This is a genomic window from Priestia sp. ABM2_011 (genome assembly GCF_056158845.1).
The window spans coordinates 2755616-2779851 of the sequence record NZ_JBSWUB010000001.1; the positions used below are offsets into that span (position 1 = coordinate 2755616).

Consider the following 24236-nt stretch of genomic DNA (forward strand, 5'->3'; position numbering starts at 1 on the left):
AAAAGGTTACTAATTCATTAGTAACCTTTTTAATATCGCAGTCGAGTAAGCAGCTCCATGATTCCAGAATCCTGAAGAAGCTGCTCTTGATATTTCTTTGTAATATGGGTAAGTGCAACGTCATGGTAAAAGAAATCAGCAAAAACTTTTACAAGCGGCTGCGACATGGTTTTTATTGCTTTCCATGTCTCATGTTCAATGCCCGCAAATAAAAGGTAAGCATCGTCAACAATAATCAACTGCGACGGCTCAAGGTTTTTATGATCATCTATTGGATTTAATGTATGTAAATGTTTGAGGGCAGTCTGCAAGTTTCCTATGGTTAAGACCTCGACGTTTACGCCTTGTTTCTCTTTTTCTTCTAGCAATGAGCGGTAATGTTCCAACTCATCATTCCAAGCCGATAAAATAATAGAAGATTCCGCTTCGTGAATCAATTGTTCAATGTGAGCAGAAATAGAGGATTTATCTTTTAAACTCCAAACATGATCATCTGTAAACGTTCTTTTAATTTTATATGTTTTTAATTCATTAATGTCATTTTCAAAATCAGCAGTAAGTTTTTGAATGACGGTTTGAAGGGCTACCGCTGAATAAAGTTTCTTTTTCCCGGACAATGTATTTACTACAATGCCTTTATCAATTAAACGATTAAGTACTTCATAAATCTTTGCTTTTGGAACATGCGAATACGTGACAATCGAACTAGCATCCAGCGGACCTTCATTCGCAAGCAGCGCTTCATATACTTGACTTTCATACTGAGAAAAACCAAATTTTTGCAGCATAATTCTCTATTCATCATCCTTTCTTTTTTTTTAGTATATCACGGTTTGTAAAAGTATTACTAATTGTAAATATATCTTATTAAACTATGTTCTAAATAATCAACAAAGATAAAAAATAAGCTATTAAAGGGTCTTTACTACAATAAAACTATTTTTAATCACGTGCTTTTCATACTAAAACACTCATCATCGGGTAAAGAAAAGAAAGAGGTGAAAAAAATGAAGAAAAATGAAAAACTACTGTTGAAAAAAATGAACATGAAACAGCAAAGAGAAGTTGCTGCTCAGCTTGAAGACGTACTGGATTCCTTACTGTCTCTTGAAGAAAAATTATGCTCAGCACCTGATAATAAGGAGTGGCTTTCTTTACAAGCTCAGCTTGAAAAAAGAGAACATGAGCTGAGATTTAAGCATAAAATGCTGTGTGAGGAATGGACAGCGCTATAAAAGACAGGCATTTTGTCTGTCTTTTATGGCATCTAAATTTTCATGATCCGGATAGGACTCACCATCAAAATGGCTAAAATAATCATAAGATAAGGATTCACATAATAAAACATGCCGAGCAGTGCGATAATTAGAGCTGGAAAAGGAATAGGCAGTCCTATAAAGTAACCTACAGTTGGATTTGCGCTAAATTTAGCTAACCTTAATGCACCCATGCTTGGATAAATCATAAAAGCGAGTACGGTTAGCCAAGAGTGGGGAGAAAGAGTATGAAATAGCATTGCAGGCGCTACGCCAAAGCTTATAATATCAGCCAAAGAATCTAGCTCTACACCAAACTCACTGTTAACTTTTAGCTTTCTGGCAATTTTTCCGTCAAATAAATCGAAAAAAGCGGCTAAAAAAATAAAAAGAGCAGCTAAGCGTTCGTAGCTGTTCATATTAAAGGCTATGGAAAATACGCCGCTTAGCAAATTTCCAATCGTAAAGAGATTCGGAACCCATTTTAACAGTCGAAGCATCAATGTCATACAACCGCCTTTCACAGTGTGTACGATTAGTGTAACTGTTAAATCGTATTATTATGTGAGATGCAAGATAAAAAGAAGGTAGTATTGAAAACTGGCTGTCGTTTCTGTAATATATATCGTATAATACGATAATAACTAAAAATACGATATAAAGGAGCATGATCATGAAAGTAGAGGAGTTAAACGGCTATTGGACGTCTATTTATTATCATTTGCACTATACGCATCAAGAGAAAATTACGCACCAAACCATACGTCTTTTGCAGCATATCGACAAATCATCTTCGGTTGGAATAAGAGAAATCGCAGATTATTTAACTATTTCACATAATACGGCATCTGAACATGTAAAGAGAAGCATCGAGAAAGGATATGTGTATAAAAATAGAGATATACAGGATGAAAGAAAAGTAATTCTGCATTTAACAGAAGCAGGAAAAGACATCTTAAAACGGAATTCAAGCTTGGATGAAGAAAAAGTATCAGCTATTTTACGCGAAATGACAGCATCTGAAAAACAGCTGATTCAACAGGCTTTTCAGTTATTGAGCGAGCGTGCAGAACATGTATAGTATCATCAAAATTTTAATGTCGGCTCTTATTATTGCAGGGGTAACAGAAATGGCCAAAAGATTTCCGGCATACGGTGGAATCGTGGCTGCTCTTCCAATTGTGAGCTTACTAAGTATTATATGGTTGTCAGTGCAAGGAGAAAAAAAGGAAGTGGTCAGTCAGTTTACACTTGGCGTTCTTTATGGACTCCCAGGCACTATTTTATTACTTGCTGTCGTCTATATTTGTGTAAAAAACTCCCTTCATTTGTTTGTGAGTTTATCCATAGGAGTTATGTGTTGGGCCTTGTTTTTAGTGCTTCAAAAGATGGTGATTAACCTAATTACTACATAAACTATTGGAATTTAATCCAATTTTCTGTAAAATAAAGGTCTGAGTAAAAGATAGGAGCTGAGTAGAGTTGAGTTTAGCAGAGAAAAAGTTAGGAATTGACCGAGTTGTTTTTATCGGCAGAACGTTTGAAGAGTATAGAGCTATGTTTAATTTGAATGACAAGCGTTTAAAAGGAAAAAAAGTGTTAGATTGTGCTAGCGGAGCCTGTTCTTTTACTGCTTATGCCTTGCAGCAAGGTGCGGCGGCTACTAGCTGTGATATTGCCTATAAATTTACGGCAGAAGAGCTTGAAAAGAAGGGAAGCCTGGATTTAATTCATACGATGAATCAAATGCAGCACGTACAGGAGCAATATGTGTGGAAATATTTTTCATCTATTGATAATTTAACTGAACATCGAAAAAGAGCATTAAAAGATTGTATTGCTCATATGAAAAAGAGCCCCGAAGCCTATCAGTACGGAGCGCTTCCTAATTTGCCGTTTCAAAAGAACGAATTTGATTTAACGCTTTGTGCAAACTTTTTATTTATGTACAGCGACCGGTTAGATTATCCGTTTCATTTAGAGGCTTTAAAAGAACTGATACGCGTTACAAAAGAGGAAGTGCGCTTGTTTCCTTTAACGGACCTGAGCGGCAAGATTTCTACCTATTTGCCGCAGCTTTTAGAAGAGATTGCGCCTCTAGTAAAAGGAACAGAAATAGCAGATGTCCCGTATGAATTTCAAAAAGGTGCCAATCAAATGCTGAAAATATATGTATAACAAATGTAATGAAGAGGCTGAGGAAAAAGTATTTTAGCCCAAGTGAAAAACGAACCCTTGATCAAACATGTTAATCAAGGGTTCGTTTTTTTCTTTTGTTAGGGTGAACGTATGTTTCATCTGTGTCATTCCTTTTAGCAGTTGATTGGAGGGCAAGGCGAAGACTCCTGCGGGAAAAGCGGAACAGGTGAGACCCCGCAGGAGCGGAAGCGACGAGGAGGCTCAGCGGCCGCCCGCGGAAAGCGAAGCCTTGCATGGAAATCAACTGCGGCGTCACAAGCGGTTCAGCTCATGCATCCCATTTGTTCGTCTTTAGATTGGATTCATTTCGTCATGTCTTAACCTCTTTTAACATTCAAACGTTTTTTAGCAGTTTGAGTATGCTTCGTTATGGTTTCAGATCCAAGCGCTTTAGCTAAGCCGAACGAAGGCATATTCACATATACTGATTCATAATTTCCTGCAGGAATGACGTACGTTTCATGATAAATGCCAACTGCATTCGTTTTTGAAGCCTGTTTATAAAAAGAATTCCAAGCTTTTAAGTGCTGAGGACCTTTGGCATAGGAGGTCAATTGATCAACTGACTCCCAATATTGAATCAGCGTAATGGTTCTTAAATTAAAAGATCCTTGCAAAGATAAAAAGCCAAGATTTTTGTTTGCATACAATTCGCGAATCATAGGAGGCATTGCTTTAAATACAGGGAGCCATTTGTGTACGGCTGTCCATTTATTAATACGCATTCCTATAACAAAGACGACCAGATCCTGACCGGGCTTAGCCATTACACGATTGGAATGAATCATAAATTCTGCGCCTCCTCATCATATAATTTATTAATCGTATCTTTGCACCATTCCATCGAAGCACGAGTTGTTCGTTTACCGTAGTCTAGGGTAATAAGCCAATACGTTCTGTCAGGAGAAGGGCTTTTAGAAATGCTGTCTTCGATTCCGCAATACATGTGATAGCGTTCAGTTAGTTTCTGCTGAGCGTTTTTTAACTGCGAAATTGTGAGCTGCTTTTCTTGGTGACTACTAAAAAATAGTTTTAACAAAAGTTCATTTCGTTCTGAGGGGAGCTGCTTAATAGGTTCACGCAGCCAATCTTGCAGAACTTCTTTTCCTTTAGTTGTTATTGCGTACACTTTTTTATCCGGTTTATCAGTTTGAGTAACGGAATTTACCGTTGCTAGTTCTTCATTCACAAGCTTTTGTAAAGTGGGATAAATTTGACCATAGCTAATTTTCCAAAAATGATTTAAACTTCGATCCATTAACCGCTTAATTTCATAACCAGTTCTGCATTCAGTGGTAAGCAGTCCTAAAATCGCATATGTTGTTTGATTTTCCTTCATTTACTTTCCTCACCTATATCTTTTTGATATATATTACTATAAACAGGATATTATTCAATAAAAAAACGCGAGAGTTATGCACTCTCGCGTCTAAAAAAAGGTTTGTATTGCTGAACCATCATTTGCGAAGCAGCAATAAATAAAAAGATAAAGCCTCCACACATTAGCAACATGACAGCACCTATTCTCCATAAAAGCTTTGGCATCAGCATATCTCCTTTTTTGAAGTTATTACCTATAGTGTAAAGAATAGCTTGCAAAAATTCTAGTCATAACTAAATATAATTTTATAACTTTTTTAGACTGACTCTTCCTTTGGATCATCTTCATCAAAAATAGGAACTTCTGTATACGCTTCTTCTTTTTCGAAAGCGGAAGAAGAATTCTCTTTATCCTCTTGTGCAGGCTTCGGTTTACCAGAAGAAATATCTGATTTAGCGTTTTTTAACTCTTCCATATCTTTTTGGATTTGGTCCGTGAAATCCTTTGGTATAGCTCCGCTTCCGTATGTAGCTCCGATGTTTAAAGCACCTCCGAGCTCCTTAATGCCCACTTGGCCAATATTGTTGTTTTGTTCGTATTTATCAAGAAAAAATTTATCAATATGAATAGGAGGGGGAGCATTTTCTAAAAGTGCCGCTTTTTGATGAATCAATTTTACTTCTTCTTGAAGGGAAGACGTTCGTTTTAGCATGTCCACCTGTACTTCAGTTAAAAGCGACATACTTCGCTCTAATGCTGAAACTCTGTTATCTAGTTCGTTCATTTTTTCGAGATAAGGAGCCATTTGTTTCTCTACATATTGTTCTACTAAGCTAGCTATATCCGGATAAGGCACAGCTTCTTTCTTTTTATCGCGAGGGTTTTGCGTGGAGATGATTTGTTCCAATTGTGCTACTTTTTCTTTTAAAAAATGAAGCTGCCTAGCAGTATCCTGCATGTCTTTTGTATATGATTGTTCAGTGTTTTTGTGAGCACTTCTTTGTGAAGATGAAGAATCGTTGGAAAGCGCTGGCTGAGACTCCAGCTTTTTTTTGAGCATTATGAGAGAACCCATTTGCGGTTCGAGTTTTAAAAAACGGTTCATGTGAACTTCAAGCGTGTTAATACGCTTGATTTGATGTTTGAAGTCCGCTAGCTCAGTTTGAAGATGTTGGTTAGTCTGTTTGGGGTTAAAAAATCCTTTCATAGACATTTCGCTTCTCCTCATCTTGGGCTTATTTCCTCTGTAATCACAGTTAGATAAATACATATTGATTCAGTTTGGGAGTTAATATTAAATTTTTTGCATTTATAAATGCTTATGTGCAGCATTACGTTTCATTCGTAAAACTACTAAACCTTATTCAATATGAATACGCTCTTCTTGAAAAAACTGCCTGTGATAAGAAAGAATAAGCAGTCCATTTTCAAATTTTGCACGCAGATGATGCGCATCTGTAGGCTCAGGCAATTCGATAATTCGGTTGAAATCTCCAGAAGGTCGTTCTTGTACAACAGGCTGCCCTGTAATGAGAGGGTGGGGCGAGCCTTTTAATAGAAGCCGGCTGCCTGAAACAGAAACGTGCAAGTTTTCTTTTAGATAACCAGGCAGGTCAGCGATAACAATGATCTCGTGAGGAGTAACATAAATGTCGATAGGTGGAAAATTACTTCTAGGAGGTTGAGGAGCCTGATGCGAATCCTGAGCAGTCATATCCATATTTTCTTTCATAAATTCGTTAAAAGCAGTTTGATCAAAAACACCGTTCCAAAAGTCGTTTGTTTGATATTTTTTAGCGAATTCCATCCACTGCATAAGTTTATCAAAGTCCATATGGTTTCCTCCTTACCACACATCATAAAAAGATGGAATTTGAATATAGTTTGAAAAGGGGGTGGTTTAAATGTCAGGTGCATCTATAAATATTAATATTTTAATGCTAAAGATAAATTCCTTTGAAAATGCGTCTGCGGTAAATATCGGACAGAATTTACTAGCAGACTGGAATAATTCAGATAAAAAAACACAGGGGTTTGGGCAAAATTTCGGTGATGATAGCGGGTTTATAGGAACGAGAAGCTGTGTTGATGATCGTGATCAAATTGATAGCCCATCGTCTTTTCAAAAAGTACCCATTTCATAGAAAGAGCCTAATAAATATAGCCAGTTCAGACGCAGGTTATATTTATTAGGCATCAGGTTGAATACTAGTAGACGAATAGATGAAGGTATGCTGCTAGTCATGCTCGTTAGAGGCGGTGTAGAAGCTTAAATTACGCTGTTTTTAACTGAGTTTGAATCGTTTACATCTGAATCTATAATCCATGAGAACGGAGTTACGTTTGGAGAAAAATCTCCGTTTGATTCTCCTAGTCCTTGATTACGTTTATAAGATACGAACACGTCAAGCTGCTGATTAGGTCCTATGCTTAAAACGGATGAATTATCCAGAACGTTCACTTTGAAGGCTTGTAAGTTAATGACCATAGGTGAAAAAATCATATGGTTTCCTCCTTATTTATCATTTTTTGTTGCAAATGCATCCACATAATCATTATCTACAGTTTTGTAAGCAGATCCTGCTGAAAAACATTGATCAGCGAGCTGCTGTCCGAAGGCCTGATTTTTCTTTGCTGTTACATACCTTGTAACTTTTAACGTATTTCCAATAGAAATACTGCTTGCTTGATCAGCACTGCGAACGTTCAATTTTCCTAGGTTGATTTTTGTTGAGTCAAATAGCATACTATTCTCCTTTCAAACGACAGTTCTTCTAAGTCTTTAAAAGCTTATTGTAACTTCGGTGAAAATATGAATAATACATGGATTCATTCCGAGAGTAGAAGTAGTCTACTGTAGCGTATTTTAGTTCTCCACAAAACGTGAAAAGATTTTAAAAAATCAGTAGTAAAAGGAGGAAATAATAAAAATGCATGACATTTTACATGCTGTAGAAAGATTAACAGTAAAAAGCGTGTTGGCAACGATTATTCATGTAGAAGGATCCTCTTATTTAAAGGAAGGAACGTCCATGCTGTTTCAAGAAAACGGGGAGAATATTGGGATGTTAAGCGCTGGTTGTGTAGAAGCAGATCTTGCTGAGCGCGTAAAAGAGTTGTTCCACACAGAACATGTATTAACCGTTACGTATAATTTAAAAGAAGAAGGTGATGCAGGGTGGGGACAAGGAGCAGGCTGCAATGGAATCCTCTATATTCTCCTAGAGCCCGTAACTGCGAGGATGAAGCAAAACCTTTTGCGGGTAAAACGTCAGTTAGATAACCGAAATCCTGTTTTACATATTAAAAAATTAGAAAAAGACTTTATTCAAACAACTTCTTTTTATGTAGAAAAGACGGGCGAAACATTTGGTGCAAATAGCGACCAATCATCTTTTGCAACAGATGATTGGAATGGGAAAAAGAGCGGTATTCAACTTTCAAATTGCTCTCTGCTCACATATGCTCATCTATATAAACCGAAGCCTCGTCTAATTATATGGGGGGCAGGTACCGATGCAAAATATTTAGTATCACTTGCTGCCAATACGGGTTTTCTTGTTACCTTATGCGACTGGAGACCAGCTTTATGTAATAAGGAACACTTTCCGCTAGCAGAGGAAATACAGATTGGATTCCCGGAGGAAGTAGAGAAACACTTGTCCGTTCAGAGCGATGATTTTGTTGTAATCATGACGCATAATTTTTATCGCGATCAAGAAATTCTCTCGCTATTAAAATCAAGTCCTGTGAAGTATATAGGAGTTTTAGGGTCTAAAAAGCGAACGCTTCGATTATTGAATACCGATATTCCTTCCCATATTCATTCGCCCGTGGGACTTTCTATAGGAGCGGTAGGACCGCAGGAAATTGCGGTTAGTATTGTAGCTGAATTAATTGAGATCCTCCGAATGTATGATGAAAAAAAGGGGTGAAAATGTCCGGGTTAAATATTGTTGCTGTTTATCTTGCCGCGGGAGCTAGTAAAAGGATGGGCAGCAATAAGCTGCTGCTGCCTTTAGGGAATGGATGTTTAGGGAGTAAAGCTTTACGAACAGCGGTTTGTTCAAAAGTAAATCATACGATAGTAGTCACAAAGAAAGGAGATTCTCTTGAGTGGATTGACCCTATTCTTTTTTCAAAAGCATATCAGCAGAAGTGGAGTCATACTTCTTGTATTAGCGCCTTAAAAGGTCAGTCTGCGTCTTTAAAATGCGGATTAAAAAAAGCAAAAGAATTAAGCGCTGATGCTATTATTGTGCTGCTGGCAGATCAGCCTCTTATAAGTATCGTTCTGATAGATACATTTGTTTCTCTGTTTGAAAAACATTTTTCCGTTCCGTTTATTTCATCTTTTTATCAAGGAATTGCCAGAGCGCCGGTTTTATTTTCAAAACAAATGTTTTCAAGCTTGGATAAGCTCCAAGGAGATCAAGGAGCAAGAAAAATTATAAGGCAAAACGGACCTGGAAATGGAATGTTTTATGAATGTACCGACGCTTCCTTTTTTATGGATGTTGATACAAAACAAGCGTATGAAAGCATTAAAAAGATATATAAAGAGAAATGTAGACGGGTTTGATTGATGGAGGTGAAAAGAGTGGATGTTATTGGGAAAAGCGTGATTCGAAAAGATGCGTTAGAAAAAGTGACGGGAACAGCTCGGTACACGAATGATTACAGTTTTAAAGGTTCCCTTCACGCCAAAATAGTAGTCAGTCCTTACGCTCATGCAAGAATTCAAGCAATAGACATTCAAGCAGCGATCGCTACTCCCGGTGTTCATGCAGTTGTGACGGGTGAGCATTTGCCGTTAACCGGAGAGGGAGTTCGTGACCGGCGACCGCTTGCGTTTGAAAAAGTGCGGTATCACGGAGAAGCCGTAGTCCTTATAGTAGCAGAGACTCCTGCACTCGCTGAGCGTGCGGCGAGTGCTGTCCATATTCAATATGAGCCGTTACCTGTCGTTCATTCTCCTAGCGCCGCTATTGAGCCGGATTCTCCTTTAGTGCATGAACATATGCACACCTACAAGCATGATGAAACGGTGTATCCAGAGCCCGGCACCAACGTAGCAAACAGAGTCAAAATACGAAAAGGCAATATGGAAGAAGGTTGGCAAAAAAGTGAGTTAATAGTTGAAGAAACGTTTTCTCTATCTCCTTCAGATCACGCGGCAATGGAAACAAGAAGTGCCGCTGCTGAAATTCTTCCGAATGGATTAGTTAAAATTATCACTTCTTCTCAAGCTCCTTTTATGGTGAAAAAATTAATCAGTGAGTACTTTGAAATTGAAGCGGGAAAAGTGATCGTTGAAACACCGCTAGTAGGAGGAGGCTACGGAGGAAAAGCAGCTGTCCAGCTGGAGTTGCTTGCATATATAGCTTCAAAAGCTGTTGGTGGAAGACTGGTTAAAATATTAAATACAAGAGAAGAAGATATGCTCACTTCGCCTGCTCACATAGGTCTAGATGCCAAAATCAAGTTAGGTTGTTCTAAAGAGGGACTCTTGCAGGCTGCTGACATTCTTTATTTGTTTGACAGCGGTGCTTATGCAGATAAAGGAACGGACCTGAGTAAAGCTGCAGCAGCTGACTGTACAGGACCTTATCGTCTTGAACATATTTTTTGTGATTCATTATGTGTATATACAAATCACCCTTACGCTTCTCCTTTTCGAGGATTCAGCCACTCAGAACTATTATTTGCGTTCGAGCGCACGATGGACATCCTTGCTAAAAAAGCAGGTATAGATCCTTTGGAGTTTAGAGAAAAAAATGCTATTTTGCCGGGCGATACTACGCCTACGCAAGTACGTTTAACGTCTAGCAGCGTGGGTAACTTACCAGAATGTATTCGTCGCTTGAAGCAGCTGATCAAATGGGAGGAAGGACAGAGAACGGTGCATGAAAACGGCCTTATTACTGCTAAGGGGATTAGCTGCGTCTGGAAAACCTCTACCATTGAAACAAACGCAGGTTCCGGTGTTATTCTAACATTCAATCCGGATGGAAGCGTGAATTTAATGTCTGGCGTTATTGAATTAGGCACGGGAACGAAAACCGTGCTCGCGCAAATACTGGCTGAAAAATTGCAGATGCGCGTGGAACGCATTCATGTGCGAATGGAAGTAGATACTCAAACGACTCCTGAACATTGGAAAACGGTGGCTAGCAGAGGCACTTTTATGGCAGGAAGAGCGGTTTTAGAAGCCGCTGAAGATGTGATTAATCAATTAAAAAAGATAGCTTCTTGTATATTTCGAGCTTCTGAGGAAGATATCGAAATAAAAAATGAAAAAGTTTTTTTACGGGATGAGCCTGAAACATCCTTGGCCTTTAAAGAAATTGTATATGGCTATAAATATCCGAACGGAAATGCAATTGGAGGGCAAATTATAGGGAGAGGCAACTATATTTTAAGAGGGATGACCTACTTGGATAAAGAAACGGGAGCTGGGCGTCCGGGGCCTGAATGGACGGTAGCAGCTGAAGGAGTTGAAGTGGAATATAATCCTAGAACGTATAGGTATCGTATTGTAAAAGCTGTCTCTGTTATTGATATAGGAACCGTGCTAAACGAGAAAATGGCACGCGGGCAAGTCATGGGTGCGATGAGTATGGGGCTATCGTTTGCAGGCAGAGAAACATTTTGGTTTGATTCAAATGGCCGTATTTTAAATCCTCAGCTTCGGAAATATCGTCCTCTTCGCTACGGAGAGCATCCGGAGTACGTAGTAGATTTTATTCATACGCCTCAATTAGATGCGGCGTACGGAGCTAGAGGAGTCGGAGAACACGGGCTGCTTGGTATGCCGGCTTCTTTAGGAAACAGCTTAACGGTGGCGGCAGAAACAGAATTAAACCAACTTCCGCTTATTCCAGAATTGATTTGGAGAATGAAAGAAGGGAATGCTGATGATTTCATTTGACTTTGAATATCACAAACCTGGAACTGTTTCAGAAGCAGTTGCCTTGTTTCAAGAGTTAGAGAATCAAGGCAAACAGCCGCGGTATTATGCTGGCGGTACCGAAATTCTGACATTAGGCAGATTGGGTTTGTTTGTTACCCATGCTGTTATTGATATGAAAAATATACCTGAATTTCAACAAACCGAAGCTAATGAAGATTGGATGATTTTTGGTGCAGGAGTAACGTTAACTGAACTGGAAGATAAAAATTTGTTTCCTTTATTAAGTAAGTCTGCTAGCGAAGTGGCTGATCACACGGCTCGAAATAAAATAACGCTAGGAGGAAATATTTGTGGGCATATTTTTTATCGAGAAGCGGTATTGCCGCTGCTTTTAACAGATAGTCAACTTGCAGTGGCAGGTCCGGCTGGAACCAATATCTATTCGATTCACGCCCTTTTTAACCGGCGTTTGCAGCTGGAAAACGGAGAACTTCTTGTTCAGGTGTTTGTTGAAAAGAAGTACGCTGCCCTGCCATATATGAGTATAAAAGAACGCCAGCAGTGGGATACAGGATATCCATTAGTGACAATAGCAGCGTTAAAAATAGAAGGAGCCATTCGAGTAGCTTTCAGCGGAGTCTGTTCGTTTCCTTTTCGCTCAGCAGAAATAGAAGAAATGCTAAATCATAAAGAAACGCCATTAGAAGCTCGAATTCAAAATGCTCTTGATTATATACCGGCTCCAATTTTAAATGATGGGGAAGGGTCGAATCGCTATCGCAAATTTGTGATTAAAAATTTATTGTTTGATATTTTCACAGAGCTGGGGGGAACGTAACATGCTAAAAGATGAACGGTATAGAATAACAATTAAGCTAAAGGTTAATGGTGAAGAAAAAATGGTTGATATCCGAACAGCAGATACGTTGCTTTACGTATTAAGAGAAAAGCTGGGCCTTACCGGAGCAAAACCAGGCTGCTTAAACGGGGACTGCGGAGCTTGTACAGTAGGGATAAATCAGCGGCCAATGAAATCTTGCCTCATGTTAGCGGCAGAAACAGAAGAGAAAGAAATAATGACTATAGAAGGGCTGAAGAGTTCACCTATGCAAAAAGCTTTTATTGAACACTTTGCTTTTCAGTGCGGTTATTGCACATCGGGTTTTATCATGAATGCTCATTTGCTTTCCAAACACCATCCTTCAGGCAGTGACGATATTATAAAGGAGTGGCTTGCTTCCAATATATGCAGATGTACAGGGTATAAAGAAATTGAAGACGCAGTAAAATCTGTTTTACACTTTTCGGAGCGGGAGTGAGACGGGAAAAAGAAAAAATAGAATAACATTTACACGTGTTTAGAATAGTATGTGCTAAGGGTGTGGAGAATGTGGAATGGAAAAGCGGCTTTGACAAAGAAAGGGAACTGATCTTTGCCATTCAACGAAATCTGGATGTAGTAACAGCTATATTATTATTAACTGGCCAAATAACAATTATAGGCGTATTTGTGACACCCGGAGCTTTTCGTATTTCAGTAGGGGGACCTATTACAGGAACTAGCCGAATAGAAGGAAAAGACGGAGATGCGGGAATTAATATCATTATTGATATGATTGATGTGATTCTTGCGGCGTTGCTGCTTAATAACCAGATCAATGTGTCGGGCGCCTTTATTTCTTCTGGAAGGTTTACCATTAATGTAAGTGGACCTATTTTTTGCGTTCCTAAAACAGAACCTGCATTAAGTGAACTAAATCAATCCTCTCAGTTTTTTCATCGTACCGTATCAAAATATTTTTATGTAAATCCTGACTTAGTTGAAAAATTTACAAAGGACTGATTAAGATGTCATTAACGGATATACCTACAGTAAGACCTTCAGAGACGAGTATTTTTCTTATCGCGCTGCCGCTGATTATTTTTATTTTTTTCTTTACTCAGCCAAAAGCATCAGACATCAAATAATCATGTAGCATAATGGCGATTGTATCACTGTGTACAGAAGCTGCCTATTTTTCTGTTCGTATCATTACCTCTTCATTCATTAAGCCCCTAACGCTTTTCTTTTCGGTCATGTTTCATTAAAATGAACATAAACATATATGTAGAGAAAAGAATAATGTAGTGTTTTCTAACGTTATAAAATAGCTTACGATACGAAGAAAGCGTCTATAATAAAAGAAACGAAACTTTTGCGTGGTCAACTGACGATGCTTTTTATTTTTACAAACTGCAGTGAAGGCAGAAAGGAGAGAATTCGATGAGTTTGCGCGATCGGCTGCTTTATGTAGCGGAACATTATAAACAAATGGGTGGAGACGTACTTGTAAAACATGAAATAGAAAATATGCTTACACGCCGGCTTCCGATTTCTCTTTATCGATTGGAGCATATAAATCGAGAAGAAATGCGTATATCGGGCCACCACGCTGAAACATTTCCTTACGTGACCCTTGCTAATAAGAATATAGAGAGTGATGTGATAGTAGCATATTTATTCAGTGAAGACGGTCAGCGCATTTACTTAGTCATGATGAAAGGAGATGCAGGGGAAGGAACTGATCTGAAAGACATTCGTTTTTTTACTCCTGAACATGCCCGCGTATTGAAAGATAATCATATTGTCATTGGTACAAGCATGGAAGCGAAAAGCTTTGAGGATAGAGTAGCTCTTTACCTTCCTTACAATATAGCAGACTTACCTAACAATGATCAGCTTCAAGATGATTTGCATTTACTGCTGAGTATGCATGAACAGTATATAAAAACATACGGAATGAGCAAAGAGGTGATTGGCGATAAAGACGCCATCGTCCACATTCATGAGTATATTAAGAAATCTGGATTTACATACGAACGACAAGATATAGCCAACGCCTACTTTGCTTTAAAAACCAAGCCTTTTATTGTTTTATCAGGAATGAGCGGGACGGGAAAAACAAAGCTTGCGCAGCTCTTAGCAGATAGTATCGGTGCCACGATTGAAAATGGCAGACAAGTGCTTATTCCAGTTCGGCCCGATTGGCACGATAGTTCAGATTTATTAGGGTATATTGATTTAAGAGGAGATTTTCGCAGAGGATCGTTTCTGTCGATTATGCAGCAAGCCATTCAGCATCCAGCTTACACATATGTTGCCATATTGGATGAAATGAACTTAGCTCGAGTTGAACATTATTTTAGCGATATTTTAAGCGTCATGGAAAGCAGAAGCTGGTCAAAAGGGAAAATCAAAACAGCTCCGTTATTTCCTGGACATAAGATGTTCCGAGATATTTATTTGCCATCTAACCTTCTCATTATCGGTACCATTAATATGGATGAAACAACTCATGGGTTTAGTCAAAAGTTGTTAGATCGTACCAACACCATTGAGCTGAATAAGATTCAGCTAGATTCTTTTGATTTTTTAGATGAGAGAGATCCACCTCGGCACAGTATTGAAAATGTACAAATTCAAAGTCAATACGTTCACTTAAAAGATGCGTATGTTGAACATGCTGAGCTCATTCACGAAGTAACAAATGAACTGCTAACCGTCAACGAGATGCTTACAGAAGTCGATTTGCAAATAGGTTACCGCGTACGCGACGAAATATGCTTTTATCTAATTTACGCAGTGAAAAGCGGAGTGTTTACATTTGATCAGGCGTTTGATTTTCAGATATTGCAAAAAGTTTTGCCTCGTATTTCAGGAAGCGATGCTTACACATTTGACCTATTAAAAAATCTTTATTATTACTGTACAAATACGCTGCTCGATGATGAATTTGAGACAGCTGTTGTCAACGCAGACGGGATGAGATTTCCTAAAAGTGCACGCAAAATAATGGAGATGATGAGACGTTTTGAAGTATACGGATACACGTCATTTTGGATTAATACCGTACGTTGAAATTGAAACCGATACGTGTACGGTGGTTATAAAAGGAAAGAATAAGAAAAGAATAAAATCTGCAGAAGAAGTGATGTTTTTTTCTTGTACGGGAAAAGGAATCACACATGTAAAAGTACTAAATCAAACAAAAGGCATGATGACTTCCAAACCGCCGCTTGAGCCTTTATTTTTTGAAAATGAAACCTATCAAATTACAGTTGTTTCAAAAAATGAAACAAGTCTGTTTGTTAATCACGACTCAAAAGCAGTTGAACAAAGTTTTCAAACCGTAGGATTTCCCTACATTTTAACAGGAAATATAAGCTTTCAAAATGAGGTAGGGTATTCTACGTTTCATGTCTACAGTGAAATAGAAAAAGAGCTGTCTTTTACTCTTGAAATTTTCCCGTCAAAGATGAGCTACAAGACAGATTATGTACGCATGGTTGATGAAGTGAACGGATACATTCATGATTTGGCATACGATATGCTCCGTAAAACGTATATTGAAGCAAAATCGGTTTGGTCTAAACAAGCAACATGGACGGAATTTTATCATGTGCTCTCTCACTATATGAAACCCTTTCTTCATTCTGTTCGTCAGATTGAGAATCAGCCGTTTCAATCGGTAAAAGTTGAACATGAGCTCATGAGAGGAGATCAAATAAAAAAACAAGATAACCAGGCTATATCATTTGTCCGAACACACCCTACCTATCTTGCATCTTCAAGCAGAGGAATTAAAATTAATCGGCATATAAAAGTAGTACCCACAAAAGCAATTGGCACAAGACATGTAGCTACCTATGATAATTTGGAAAATCAAAGTGTTAAATGGATGATGACGCAGCTGTATCACAAGCTAACTACACTAATTGACAAATTGATAGAAGATAGATATGTAAAAAAAGAAGCGGTGTCGGCTCTAGAAACCAATCATACCGAATTAAAAAGGCTGCTAAACAATGTGTTCTGGCAAAGAGTGAAGACCATACAAGTTTCAACTCTTCCTTCTACAATCCGTACGGCACCCCGCTACCGGGAAGCAAGCAGATACTTTATGTTCTTAACGCGAGGGTTGGCTCTTAACGGAGAGTTTTACCACCTTTCATTAAAAGATATCGCAACTATCTATGAATACTGGACGTATGTTAGTCTTTTAAAGAAGTTGCAAATTTACGGCAAACGAATAGAACAAAACATCATGACAACGACAGAACAAGGGTTAAATGTCAGGGTGCAGGCCTCTTACCATCGTTTTCAGGTGGGAAAAGCAGAAGTAACGCTATGGTATCAAAAAGAATACCACCATACTCATACTGTTATCCAAAAGCCGGACTTGCTGCTTGAAGTAAAGCAAGGGGAGAAAAAAAGTGTATATCTTTTTGACGCTAAGTATCGTATCAAACCAAATCACGATACGCCCTCTCCTAGAGAAGAAGATATTAATACCATGCACCGTTACCGAGACGCTATTGTAGAGGAAAATGGAATAAAACCGGTACAAACAGCGGTTGTGCTGTTTCCAGGGAAAGCAGAAGGCTATAAGCAGCATCATTTTTATAAAAGTATTGAACGCGTTGGAGTGGGTGCGCTGCCTTTTTTGCCGGGAGAGGAAGGGCTAGTAGAAGAATTTATTAAAACTATTTGTACGGAAGAACCAAATCTTTTCAGCGCTGATTAGGTAAATAGGTAGAACGTGAACAAGCCTTTTTTTTATGCGTTGACATAGTGTTAAGTTTTTTATGTTTTGATGACATTTCGAGATTTTAGTTGTATTTTCCTGTTGAATTTTCTAGAATAGTAGAGAATAAAACCGTATCGAAAAGAAGTCGTATCATGTGCAGAGAACGTATCAGGAGGACAACGAAGTGAAAAAGATTCTACTATTCACGTTAGTAGCGCTATTGGCAACTTTTTTTATTGACAGGGTATACAGCGAACGCAACCAAGCGCAACTTCAGCAAACCGTAATTAATGAAATTAAAAAAACAAATCAAAGTAAAGAAGAAGCTTCCATCCTTGATTTTAATGAATTATGTGATTTTAGATGGGATAAAGTATATGTTTTTGGACCGGAAACGACCCGCAGTGAGGTAAATGAAAAGCTGGGCTTCAATTGGTCTGAAGCAAAAGCAAAAGGTATTGGAAAAGATAAAAAAGATAACTTTATTGTTTTTGTGGAAAATGATCAAGTAACGCAATATTTAAAAATACCGGCGTCATATGGAGCTATTGTTCCTAAGACTTCTGTTGCAAATGAAAGCTAACGAACTTCTTCGTTAGCTTTTTTTATGCTTTCTTTTTTAAGGATGACGTTTTTTTCTCTGCTGTTGATTTTGTCGGCTGTAAAGTAGAAGGATCTATGCTCACCTTTAACATTTCCATTAAATGTCGAATATCTCGTTCTTCGCTTCCGCTTACTTTTGTAACTTCGCCTTGATTTATTTTTTGTTGAATGACGCTTTGTAAGGCATCTCGGTAGTTATTTTTGTAAATAGATGGATTAAAAGAAGTAGATAGCTTATCAATTAATTCCACCGTCACTTGTGTATCACTTTCATTAACAGAAGAAGTAGTAGATAAGTTAGGCACATCTGTGACTGAACGAAGTTCTTCTTCAAAATGCATCGTGTGAAGAACGAGAGAGCCGCCCACGGAACGAATAATGGCGATTTGCTGTTTGGAATATAAAAATACATTGGCAATACCGACTTTATTCGTTATTTCAAGTGCATTTAATAACGTATAATAAGCTTTTAGGCTCGTTTCTTCAGGAGAAATATAGTAGGGCTTATCAAAAAACAGGGGATCAATGTCATCTAACGAAACAAAGTGCAACAATTCAACAGCTTTGTTTGCTGCAAAGGGCTCTTTGACACGATCAATTTCCTGTTGTGAAAGTACAACAAACTGACCGGTCGCGGTTTCGTATCCTTTAACCAGTTCATCGGATTCTACTTCTCGTCCACACGTTTGGCAATGTTTTTCTTGATGAATGGGTGTATGGCAAACGGAGTGCAGTGTGCGCAGCTTTACATCTTTTTCTTCAATTGCTCCGTGCAGTTTAATAGGGATGTCAATTAATCCAAAGCTGATTTTACCTTTCCAAGCAGTATGAAGCATAAATGTTCTCCTTTTACTCTTTTTTAGTAGTGTGCCGTAAAACAAATGAGATATCCAATTGTTTTGAAAAGGAAAACTTTCTAAAAAAACTATGTGCTAAATAAACAATTAAATAGTTCCAATAAAGCTACAGAGACAACATCTGCAGCTTTATTGGAACTCAATAGGAACTATTTGCTGATTAGATTCATTTGTCTCATGTTTGGAAATCGTAATTTCAAGGATTTCGTTACTAAATGTAGCGGTAATCTTTTTATTCATCAATGGAAACGGAAAGTCAATTGTACGTTCAACGCTTTCTTCCATTTGTTCTCTTGCAAGCGTTCCTTGCTTTTCATCATGAAATTCTCTAAGGCAGTATTTTTTGGCTGTGAGCTGTAAGTGGTCAGCTTGTATCTGAACGATAATATCCTTAGGGTGATACCCTAATAATTCAGCTTCGACAATAAATGATTGTTCTGTTTCAAATAAATCTATACGAACGGAATCATAATCTAAATAACTCATAAAGGGATTTGAAAGCATGACTTCTAACAACTCTTGAAAGCCTTTTACAAACATTTGGTCTGCTGGCAGACGCTTGTTTTTCATTTCTACGTTCCTCCATTATTTAAACTGTTTCACTTTACTATCATATGCGCGTTTATGTACTTAGTGAACTCCTGTGCAAAGAATAAGCTTGAAGTACTAGCTGCCTTTTCTATGCATAAAAAAGCAAGCTCTGTAGAGAGCTTGCCGCTGTTTTACATATCATGTCCGCTATTGTGTTTTTGGCGAGAATGCTTACGGTTCTTTACTTTATGAGATCCGCTTAGCGGTTCGGGCTGTCCAGAATTGCTTTTTGGCGCATTTCTTCTGATGTCTTTGCTGCTGTTTTTGTTCATAGTTAAACCCTCCCTTTCATTTATTAGGGTGGGATAGTGACAGGGGATTTATCCGATGAAAAATTCCCCTTTCTAAAAATAGGTTTAGCAAAAACAGGAAATGGGAACAGAAAAAAAGCGCCATATATAATGACGCCTTCTCGTTAGATTTCATGGAGTTAAACGATTTTGCTTTTCTAACTAGTGATTAGTATATCCAATAAGAGAGTGTTTTATTGATTTTTTTTGCGTTTTTTATTATTTTGTTTCTGTTGTTCGGTTAATGGTTCATTTGAAAATTCTTCATTATAACCCGCTCCTTTTCCTTGAGCGCTAGCCGCGTTAGCTCCAGGAATGACGTGGTTTGACTTGCGTTTAGCCATGTTGAATCACCTCCGTTTCTAGCATGCGTAAAAATCAATGAAATATGAATTATTAGAAAAATAAAAGGCAGATGGAAAAAGGTTATAAGTGAAACTTATGTTAATTAATAACATTCTTTTTATTTACTTATGTATAATATTATATTAAGATAGATGGTGAAGGGAATAGAGGATGGGGTAAGTAAATCCTTTATACATAGAATTTTAAGGGGGTAAAAGCAATGACTAAAAAAGACGTTTTTAACGCTCGTTCGTCATTCGATCTTAATGGCAGCACATATAATTATTACCGCTTACAAGCTTTAGAGGAAGCAGGTTTAGGTAACGTATCTAAGCTGCCGTATTCAATTAAAGTATTATTAGAATCTGTTCTTCGTCAGGTAGATGGCCGTGTTATTACAAAAGAACACGTCGAAAACCTTGCAAAATGGGGAACAAAAGATATCAAAGATATCGATGTTCCTTTCAAACCATCTCGTGTTATTCTTCAAGATTTCACTGGAGTTCCAGCGGTTGTAGACTTAGCGTCACTTCGTAAAGCAATGGCTGATTTAGGAGGAGATCCTGACAAAATCAATCCAGAAATTCCAGTAGACCTCGTTGTCGACCACTCCGTACAAGTTGATAAAGCAGGTACAGCTGACTCATTACGAATTAATATGGACCTTGAATTTCAACGTAATACAGAGCGCTATAATTTCTTAAGCTGGGCTCAAAAATCATTTAATAACTATCGTGCAGTTCCGCCAGCTACTGGTATCGTGCATCAAGTAAATTTAGAATATTTAGCAAACGTTGTTCATGCTGTTGAAGAAGATGGCGAATTCGTAGCTTTCCCTGATTCTCTAGTAGGTACTGACTCTCATACAACGATGATTAATGGTATCGGTGTTTTAGGATGGGGTGTTGGCGGTATTGAAGCGGAAGCAGGCATGCTTGGTCAACCTTCTTATTTCCCAGTTCCTGAAGTAATCGGTGTTAAACTTGTTGGTGAATTACCAAACGGTACTACAGCTACAGACTTAGCGTTAAAAGTTACGCAAGTGCTTCGTCAAAAAGGAGTAGTCGGAAAATTCGTTGAATTCTTCGGTCCTGGCGTAGCAGAACTTCCATTAGCTGACCGTGCAACAATTGCTAATATGGCTCCTGAATACGGTGCAACATGCGGGTTCTTCCCAGTTGACGCAGAGGCATTAGCATACATGCGTTTAACAGGAAGAGATGAAAAAGACATTCAGGTTGTCGAACAATATACAAAAGCAAACGGTTTATTCTTTACACCAGAAAATGAAGATCCAATTTTCACTGATGTTGTTGAGATTAATCTTGCTGAGATTGAAGCAAATCTTTCAGGTCCAAAGCGTCCGCAAGATTTAATTCCACTTTCTCAAATGCAAACAGAATTCAAGAAAGCTTTAACAGCTCCTGTTAGCAATCAAAGCTTCGGACTTGATGCTAAAGACGTGGATAAAGAAGTTACGTTTAAGCTTGCAGACGGTTCAGAAACAACAATGAAAACAGGTGCCATCGCTATTGCGGCTATCACAAGCTGTACGAACACATCAAATCCTTACGTATTGGTAGCAGCTGGTTTAGTTGCGAAAAAAGCGGTAGAAAAAGGATTGGATGTTCCAGCTTACGTGAAAACTTCTTTAGCACCAGGTTCAAAAGTAGTAACGGCTTACCTTCAAAATTCAGGATTGCTTCCATACTTAGATAAAATCGGCTTTAACATCGTAGGCTATGGCTGTACGACTTGTATCGGTAACTCTGGTCCATTAGAAGCTGAAATTGAAGAAGCGATTGCAGACAACGACTTGCTTGTAACGTCTGTTCTTTCAGGAAACCGTAACTTTGAAGGACGTATTCATCAATTAGTAAAAGGTAACTATCTTGCTTCTCCGCCGCTTGTTGTAGCATATGCACTGGCTGGAACAGTAGATGTAGATTTACAAAAAGATCCAATCGGTATTGATACAGACGGAAACGAAGTATTCTTTAGTGACATTTGGCCTTCACAAGATGAAATTAAAGAAGTTGTTAGCCGTACGGTAACGCCTGAATTATTCCGTAACGAGTATGAGCGCGTATTCGATGATAACGAGCGCTGGAATGAAATTAAAACAAGCGAAGATGCTCTTTATACGTGGGAGAATGATTCAACGTACATTCAAAACCCACCTTTCTTTGAAGGGTTATCAGAAGAGCCAGGTGAAGTAGAAGCGTTAAATGATCTTCGCGTAGTAGCGAAATTTGGTGACTCAGTGACAACGGATCACATTTCACCAGCAGGTTCAATTGCAAAAACATCACCTGCAGGTCTTTACCTTCAAGAAAACGGTGTAGAACCAAAAGACTTTAACTCATACGGTTCTCGTCGTGGTAACCATGAAGTGATGATGCGCGGTACATTTGCAAACATCCGCATTAAAAACCAAGTAGCTCCTGGTACAGAAGGCGGCTGGACAACGTACTGGCCAACAAATGACGTAATGAGCATTTATGATGCTTGTATGAAATACAAAGAGCAAGGTACAGGTCTTGTTGTACTTGCAGGTAAAGATTACGGCATGGGAAGTTCTCGTGACTGGGCAGCAAAAGGCACAAATCTTTTAGGTATTAAAACAGTAATCGCTGAAAGCTTTGAGCGTATTCACCGTTCAAACCTAGTATTAATGGGTGTTTTACCTCTTCAATTTAAAGATGGTGAAAGCGCGGATACATTAGGTTTAACTGGAAAAGAAACAATTGCAGTAGCAGTTGATGAAACAGTAAAGCCACGTGATCTTGTAAAAGTAACAGCAACGGATGAAGCTGGAAACAAAAAAGAATTTGAAGTACTGGTTCGTTTCGATAGTGAAGTTGAAATTGATTACTATCGCCACGGTGGTATCCTTCAAATGGTGCTTCGTGATAAATTACAGTCTAAAACACATGCGTAAGGTATAAAGAAAAAGAGCGGTTCTCGTGAGCCGCTCTTTTTTTATGCAAACGCACCGTTTTCGACAAAAAGTGAGAGGGAAATATGCTATATTATAAAAGAAAATGCCCTGTAAAAGGATTATTTTAGTAGATATTGCACATATCTATTAGTACATAGATTATCACTTTTTAGAAGAAATAAAGGAGCCGATCATATGGTTAAAAAAATAATTGCGGTCTTGCTTCTAGTAGGCTTTCTTAGCTACGCACTTTGGGAAGGGCTTTCTCCAAATGAAGCATCCGATAATTCTAACTTAAGCGAATACAAGGATTTAAATATTAAAAAAGGCGATAGTGCTCGTCAGGCTTCGGGTCAAGCTTATGGGTTAGAACCAAAAGATACAGCGCCTCCGTTTACACTTTCAGACACGAACGGAAAAACTGTTCAATTATCGGACTTTAAAGGAAAAAAAGTTATTTTAAACTTTTGGGCCACATGGTGTCCGCCGTGTCAAAAAGAAATGCCCGATATGCAAGCGTTTTATAAGAAATATGGAAACGACGTACAGCTGCTTGCGGTTAATTTAACTTCATCAGAAGGCAGTAAACAGGCAGTATCTAAGTTTCTGAAAGAAAAACAGTTTACGTTTCATGTATTATTGGACGACCAAGATACTGTGGGAAGTAAAAAATACCGGGTGTCCACCATTCCGACATCTTACTTTATAGATGAAGAAGGGAAAATTGTTCAGCGAGTGAATGGTCCAATGACGCTTAAACAAATGGAAAACTTTGCTCAACAAGCAGCGAATTAACTTCGCTGCTTGTTTTATTAAAAATGAAACTTATTTACTTTACCATCGTATATATAGATAAGTCAGTAAATATGTCAAACTTTCTTACAACTTTTCAAAAAGTATGTTTACTTATCTGACAAATTGGTTACAATATAGATAGTTATATGATATCAGTTTCTTTTGATTTTTCAGATTTTTCATAAAAATTACATAAAGTAGGTGTTGGAATCATGAGAAAATTACGCAAACGTTCATTTGAAGAGTTAGTGCAAGAAAATAAAACGCAGCTGTTAAAAGATCAGTCAGAAATTGAACGCATTGAATTGGAAATTGAAAAGCGGTTAGAAGATCGTATGCTTGAAAGAGCTGAATAACTTTAAAGTAAGTTGGTTAGAGTAACGGTGAGGAGGGGATAAGCATGGGAAATCCTAAAAAACAAAGCAAAAGTTTTGTTCCGAATCACATCGGCACTCAACCGAGAGAAGCTGGTGGAAATAACGGAAAACAAATGCAAGATACATCCGGCAAGCATCCTCAAGTTATTCAAACCAAAGGTGAATGAATAAAAAGTCGCTG

At 38.2% G+C, this 24236-nt stretch carries 32 protein-coding genes; 19 read left to right on the forward strand and 13 right to left on the reverse strand.

Annotation, left to right across the window (positions count from 1 at the left end):
• Positions 1-29 precede the first annotated feature (29 nt).
• Positions 30-788, reverse strand: coding sequence for a TrmB family transcriptional regulator (locus tag ACXAE4_RS14890; protein WP_475236298.1), 759 nt, complete (start codon positions 786-788; stop codon positions 30-32).
• A 219-nt stretch (positions 789-1007) separates the two neighbouring features.
• Here ACXAE4_RS14890 and ACXAE4_RS14895 point away from each other — a divergent pair, with 219 nt between their 5' ends.
• Complete coding sequence (locus tag ACXAE4_RS14895) at positions 1008-1235, forward strand: hypothetical protein (protein WP_048019218.1); 228 nt, start codon at positions 1008-1010, stop codon at positions 1233-1235.
• A gap of 32 nt (positions 1236-1267) precedes the next feature.
• Here ACXAE4_RS14895 and pssA read toward each other — a convergent pair whose 3' ends face one another.
• Entirely contained in the window at positions 1268-1759 is a 492-nt protein-coding gene (gene pssA, locus ACXAE4_RS14900; RefSeq protein WP_176521421.1) for a CDP-diacylglycerol--serine O-phosphatidyltransferase, read from the reverse strand.
• Between the two features lie 170 nt (positions 1760-1929).
• On the opposite strand from pssA, the gene ACXAE4_RS14905 reads away from it, so the two are divergent.
• From ACXAE4_RS14905 to ACXAE4_RS14920, 4 genes are all read left to right on the forward strand, one after another.
• Positions 1930-2337: a MarR family winged helix-turn-helix transcriptional regulator gene (locus tag ACXAE4_RS14905; protein ID WP_098113042.1), complete on the forward strand. Its 408-nt coding sequence runs from the start codon at positions 1930-1932 to the stop codon at positions 2335-2337.
• A complete protein-coding gene (locus ACXAE4_RS14910) occupies positions 2330-2671 on the forward strand; it encodes a DUF3147 family protein (RefSeq protein WP_047750859.1) in 342 nt (113 codons plus the stop codon). Before ACXAE4_RS14905 ends, ACXAE4_RS14910 begins: the two co-directional genes overlap by 8 nt.
• Before the next feature lie 67 nt (positions 2672-2738).
• On the forward strand, positions 2739-3434 hold the full coding sequence (locus ACXAE4_RS14915; protein WP_098113041.1) for a class I SAM-dependent methyltransferase: 696 nt from the start codon (positions 2739-2741) through the stop codon (positions 3432-3434).
• Positions 3435-3575: 141 nt separating this feature from the next.
• Positions 3576-3776 carry a hypothetical protein gene (locus tag ACXAE4_RS14920; protein WP_099331063.1) on the forward strand — a complete coding sequence of 67 codons (201 nt, stop codon included), beginning with the start codon at positions 3576-3578 and terminating at the stop codon, positions 3774-3776.
• Here ACXAE4_RS14920 and ACXAE4_RS14925 read toward each other — a convergent pair.
• From ACXAE4_RS14925 to ACXAE4_RS14945, 5 genes are all read right to left on the reverse strand, one after another.
• Positions 3773-4243 carry a DUF4188 domain-containing protein gene (locus ACXAE4_RS14925; RefSeq protein ID WP_063247883.1) on the reverse strand — a complete coding sequence of 157 codons (471 nt, stop codon included), beginning with the start codon at positions 4241-4243 and terminating at the stop codon, positions 3773-3775. The genes ACXAE4_RS14920 and ACXAE4_RS14925 overlap by 4 nt on opposite strands.
• A complete protein-coding gene (locus tag ACXAE4_RS14930) occupies positions 4240-4794 on the reverse strand; it encodes a PadR family transcriptional regulator (RefSeq protein WP_098113039.1) in 555 nt (184 codons plus the stop codon). The genes ACXAE4_RS14925 and ACXAE4_RS14930 overlap by 4 nt, the downstream gene beginning before the upstream one ends.
• Before the next feature lie 74 nt (positions 4795-4868).
• Positions 4869-5000 (reverse strand): hypothetical protein, encoded by a 132-nt coding sequence (locus ACXAE4_RS14935; RefSeq protein WP_013057274.1) that lies wholly within the window; start codon positions 4998-5000, stop codon positions 4869-4871.
• 92 nt (positions 5001-5092) lie between these two features.
• Positions 5093-5989, reverse strand: coding sequence for a dynamitin family protein (locus tag ACXAE4_RS14940; RefSeq protein ID WP_098113038.1), 897 nt, complete (start codon positions 5987-5989; stop codon positions 5093-5095).
• A 147-nt stretch (positions 5990-6136) separates the two neighbouring features.
• Positions 6137-6610, reverse strand: a complete 474-nt coding sequence (locus ACXAE4_RS14945; protein ID WP_047750864.1) for an Hsp20/alpha crystallin family protein — start codon at positions 6608-6610, stop codon at positions 6137-6139.
• A gap of 70 nt (positions 6611-6680) precedes the next feature.
• Here ACXAE4_RS14945 and ACXAE4_RS14950 point away from each other — a divergent pair, with 70 nt between their 5' ends.
• Complete coding sequence (locus ACXAE4_RS14950; RefSeq protein ID WP_033579134.1) at positions 6681-6920, forward strand: hypothetical protein; 240 nt, start codon at positions 6681-6683, stop codon at positions 6918-6920.
• A gap of 125 nt (positions 6921-7045) precedes the next feature.
• Here ACXAE4_RS14950 and ACXAE4_RS14955 read toward each other — a convergent pair whose 3' ends face one another.
• Positions 7046-7279 (reverse strand): hypothetical protein, encoded by a 234-nt coding sequence (locus tag ACXAE4_RS14955; RefSeq protein WP_013057270.1) that lies wholly within the window; start codon positions 7277-7279, stop codon positions 7046-7048.
• Between the two features lie 12 nt (positions 7280-7291).
• The gene (locus ACXAE4_RS14960) at positions 7292-7522 is read right to left on the reverse strand and encodes a hypothetical protein (RefSeq protein WP_154972974.1); all 231 of its coding nucleotides are present in this window, start codon (positions 7520-7522) and stop codon (positions 7292-7294) included.
• 184 nt (positions 7523-7706) lie between these two features.
• Between ACXAE4_RS14960 and ACXAE4_RS14965 the strand changes: the two genes are divergently transcribed.
• The 9 genes from ACXAE4_RS14965 to ACXAE4_RS15005 all read left to right on the forward strand — a co-directional run bounded on the left by ACXAE4_RS14965 (position 7707) and on the right by ACXAE4_RS15005 (position 17839).
• The gene (locus tag ACXAE4_RS14965) at positions 7707-8711 is read left to right on the forward strand and encodes an XdhC family protein (protein WP_289577812.1); all 1005 of its coding nucleotides are present in this window, start codon (positions 7707-7709) and stop codon (positions 8709-8711) included.
• A gap of 2 nt (positions 8712-8713) precedes the next feature.
• Complete coding sequence (locus tag ACXAE4_RS14970; RefSeq protein ID WP_289577810.1) at positions 8714-9358, forward strand: NTP transferase domain-containing protein; 645 nt, start codon at positions 8714-8716, stop codon at positions 9356-9358.
• A gap of 18 nt (positions 9359-9376) precedes the next feature.
• Positions 9377-11707 (forward strand): xanthine dehydrogenase family protein molybdopterin-binding subunit, encoded by a 2331-nt coding sequence (locus ACXAE4_RS14975; protein WP_475236303.1) that lies wholly within the window; start codon positions 9377-9379, stop codon positions 11705-11707.
• A complete protein-coding gene (locus ACXAE4_RS14980; protein WP_289577809.1) occupies positions 11694-12527 on the forward strand; it encodes an FAD binding domain-containing protein in 834 nt (277 codons plus the stop codon). Before ACXAE4_RS14975 ends, ACXAE4_RS14980 begins: the two co-directional genes overlap by 14 nt.
• Before the next feature lies 1 nt (position 12528).
• A complete protein-coding gene (locus ACXAE4_RS14985; protein WP_063247888.1) occupies positions 12529-13008 on the forward strand; it encodes a (2Fe-2S)-binding protein in 480 nt (159 codons plus the stop codon).
• A gap of 35 nt (positions 13009-13043) precedes the next feature.
• Positions 13044-13532 (forward strand): hypothetical protein, encoded by a 489-nt coding sequence (locus tag ACXAE4_RS14990; protein ID WP_289577808.1) that lies wholly within the window; start codon positions 13044-13046, stop codon positions 13530-13532.
• A gap of 420 nt (positions 13533-13952) precedes the next feature.
• Positions 13953-15587: an MrcB family domain-containing protein gene (locus ACXAE4_RS14995; RefSeq protein ID WP_289577806.1), complete on the forward strand. Its 1635-nt coding sequence runs from the start codon at positions 13953-13955 to the stop codon at positions 15585-15587.
• On the forward strand, positions 15541-17253 hold the full coding sequence (locus ACXAE4_RS15000; protein WP_028413155.1) for a DUF2357 domain-containing protein: 1713 nt from the start codon (positions 15541-15543) through the stop codon (positions 17251-17253). The genes ACXAE4_RS14995 and ACXAE4_RS15000 overlap by 47 nt, the downstream gene beginning before the upstream one ends.
• Before the next feature lie 187 nt (positions 17254-17440).
• The gene (locus tag ACXAE4_RS15005; RefSeq protein ID WP_014459877.1) at positions 17441-17839 is read left to right on the forward strand and encodes a hypothetical protein; all 399 of its coding nucleotides are present in this window, start codon (positions 17441-17443) and stop codon (positions 17837-17839) included.
• 22 nt (positions 17840-17861) lie between these two features.
• Here the strand turns inward: ACXAE4_RS15005 and ku are convergent, their stop codons facing one another.
• The 4 genes from ku to sspO all read right to left on the reverse strand — a co-directional run bounded on the left by ku (position 17862) and on the right by sspO (position 19941).
• Complete coding sequence (gene ku / locus ACXAE4_RS15010) at positions 17862-18695, reverse strand: non-homologous end joining protein Ku (RefSeq protein ID WP_028413156.1); 834 nt, start codon at positions 18693-18695, stop codon at positions 17862-17864.
• Between the two features lie 150 nt (positions 18696-18845).
• A complete protein-coding gene (locus tag ACXAE4_RS15015; protein ID WP_028413157.1) occupies positions 18846-19286 on the reverse strand; it encodes an Hsp20/alpha crystallin family protein in 441 nt (146 codons plus the stop codon).
• Between the two features lie 152 nt (positions 19287-19438).
• Positions 19439-19579 carry a small acid-soluble spore protein P gene (locus ACXAE4_RS15020; RefSeq protein ID WP_013057256.1) on the reverse strand — a complete coding sequence of 47 codons (141 nt, stop codon included), beginning with the start codon at positions 19577-19579 and terminating at the stop codon, positions 19439-19441.
• A 212-nt stretch (positions 19580-19791) separates the two neighbouring features.
• Complete coding sequence (gene sspO, locus ACXAE4_RS15025; RefSeq protein ID WP_013083371.1) at positions 19792-19941, reverse strand: small acid-soluble spore protein O; 150 nt, start codon at positions 19939-19941, stop codon at positions 19792-19794.
• Between the two features lie 221 nt (positions 19942-20162).
• Between sspO and acnA the strand changes: the two genes are divergently transcribed.
• The 4 genes from acnA (at position 20163) to ACXAE4_RS15045 (ending at position 24222) form a co-directional block, all read left to right on the forward strand.
• Positions 20163-22883 carry an aconitate hydratase AcnA gene (acnA, locus tag ACXAE4_RS15030; protein WP_028413158.1) on the forward strand — a complete coding sequence of 907 codons (2721 nt, stop codon included), beginning with the start codon at positions 20163-20165 and terminating at the stop codon, positions 22881-22883.
• 195 nt (positions 22884-23078) lie between these two features.
• Entirely contained in the window at positions 23079-23678 is a 600-nt protein-coding gene (locus ACXAE4_RS15035; protein WP_028413159.1) for a TlpA disulfide reductase family protein, read from the forward strand.
• Between the two features lie 212 nt (positions 23679-23890).
• Positions 23891-24034 (forward strand): FbpB family small basic protein, encoded by a 144-nt coding sequence (locus ACXAE4_RS15040; protein WP_014459884.1) that lies wholly within the window; start codon positions 23891-23893, stop codon positions 24032-24034.
• Between the two features lie 44 nt (positions 24035-24078).
• Entirely contained in the window at positions 24079-24222 is a 144-nt protein-coding gene (locus ACXAE4_RS15045; RefSeq protein WP_014459885.1) for an acid-soluble spore protein N, read from the forward strand.
• The last annotated feature ends 14 nt before the right edge of the window (positions 24223-24236 follow it).

Excerpts from the sequence above, each read along its gene's own strand:
- ACXAE4_RS14890 (WP_475236298.1), bottom strand. The coding sequence starts at position 788 with ATGCTGCAAAAATTTGGTTTTTCTCAGTATGAAAGTCAAGTATATGAA.
- ACXAE4_RS14895 (WP_048019218.1), top strand. The coding sequence starts at position 1,008 with ATGAAGAAAAATGAAAAACTACTGTTGAAAAAAATGAACATGAAACAG.
- ACXAE4_RS14905 (WP_098113042.1), top strand. The coding sequence starts at position 1,930 with ATGAAAGTAGAGGAGTTAAACGGCTATTGGACGTCTATTTATTATCAT.
- ACXAE4_RS14910 (WP_047750859.1), top strand. The coding sequence starts at position 2,330 with ATGTATAGTATCATCAAAATTTTAATGTCGGCTCTTATTATTGCAGGG.
- ACXAE4_RS14925 (WP_063247883.1), bottom strand. The coding sequence starts at position 4,243 with ATGATTCATTCCAATCGTGTAATGGCTAAGCCCGGTCAGGATCTGGTC.
- ACXAE4_RS14930 (WP_098113039.1), bottom strand. The coding sequence starts at position 4,794 with ATGAAGGAAAATCAAACAACATATGCGATTTTAGGACTGCTTACCACT.
- ACXAE4_RS14935 (WP_013057274.1), bottom strand. The coding sequence starts at position 5,000 with ATGCCAAAGCTTTTATGGAGAATAGGTGCTGTCATGTTGCTAATGTGT.
- ACXAE4_RS14940 (WP_098113038.1), bottom strand. The coding sequence starts at position 5,989 with ATGTCTATGAAAGGATTTTTTAACCCCAAACAGACTAACCAACATCTT.
- ACXAE4_RS14945 (WP_047750864.1), bottom strand. The coding sequence starts at position 6,610 with ATGGACTTTGATAAACTTATGCAGTGGATGGAATTCGCTAAAAAATAT.
- ACXAE4_RS14950 (WP_033579134.1), top strand. The coding sequence starts at position 6,681 with ATGTCAGGTGCATCTATAAATATTAATATTTTAATGCTAAAGATAAAT.
- ACXAE4_RS14955 (WP_013057270.1), bottom strand. The coding sequence starts at position 7,279 with ATGATTTTTTCACCTATGGTCATTAACTTACAAGCCTTCAAAGTGAAC.
- ACXAE4_RS14960 (WP_154972974.1), bottom strand. The coding sequence starts at position 7,522 with ATGCTATTTGACTCAACAAAAATCAACCTAGGAAAATTGAACGTTCGC.
- ACXAE4_RS14965 (WP_289577812.1), top strand. The coding sequence starts at position 7,707 with ATGCATGACATTTTACATGCTGTAGAAAGATTAACAGTAAAAAGCGTG.
- ACXAE4_RS14970 (WP_289577810.1), top strand. The coding sequence starts at position 8,714 with ATGTCCGGGTTAAATATTGTTGCTGTTTATCTTGCCGCGGGAGCTAGT.
- ACXAE4_RS14980 (WP_289577809.1), top strand. The coding sequence starts at position 11,694 with ATGATTTCATTTGACTTTGAATATCACAAACCTGGAACTGTTTCAGAA.
- ACXAE4_RS14985 (WP_063247888.1), top strand. The coding sequence starts at position 12,529 with ATGCTAAAAGATGAACGGTATAGAATAACAATTAAGCTAAAGGTTAAT.
- ACXAE4_RS14995 (WP_289577806.1), top strand. The coding sequence starts at position 13,953 with ATGAGTTTGCGCGATCGGCTGCTTTATGTAGCGGAACATTATAAACAA.
- ku (WP_028413156.1), bottom strand. The coding sequence starts at position 18,695 with ATGCTTCATACTGCTTGGAAAGGTAAAATCAGCTTTGGATTAATTGAC.
- ACXAE4_RS15015 (WP_028413157.1), bottom strand. The coding sequence starts at position 19,286 with ATGAAAAACAAGCGTCTGCCAGCAGACCAAATGTTTGTAAAAGGCTTT.
- ACXAE4_RS15020 (WP_013057256.1), bottom strand. The coding sequence starts at position 19,579 with ATGAACAAAAACAGCAGCAAAGACATCAGAAGAAATGCGCCAAAAAGC.
- sspO (WP_013083371.1), bottom strand. The coding sequence starts at position 19,941 with ATGGCTAAACGCAAGTCAAACCACGTCATTCCTGGAGCTAACGCGGCT.
- acnA (WP_028413158.1), top strand. The coding sequence starts at position 20,163 with ATGACTAAAAAAGACGTTTTTAACGCTCGTTCGTCATTCGATCTTAAT.
- ACXAE4_RS15035 (WP_028413159.1), top strand. The coding sequence starts at position 23,079 with ATGGTTAAAAAAATAATTGCGGTCTTGCTTCTAGTAGGCTTTCTTAGC.
- ACXAE4_RS15040 (WP_014459884.1), top strand. The coding sequence starts at position 23,891 with ATGAGAAAATTACGCAAACGTTCATTTGAAGAGTTAGTGCAAGAAAAT.
- ACXAE4_RS15045 (WP_014459885.1), top strand. The coding sequence starts at position 24,079 with ATGGGAAATCCTAAAAAACAAAGCAAAAGTTTTGTTCCGAATCACATC.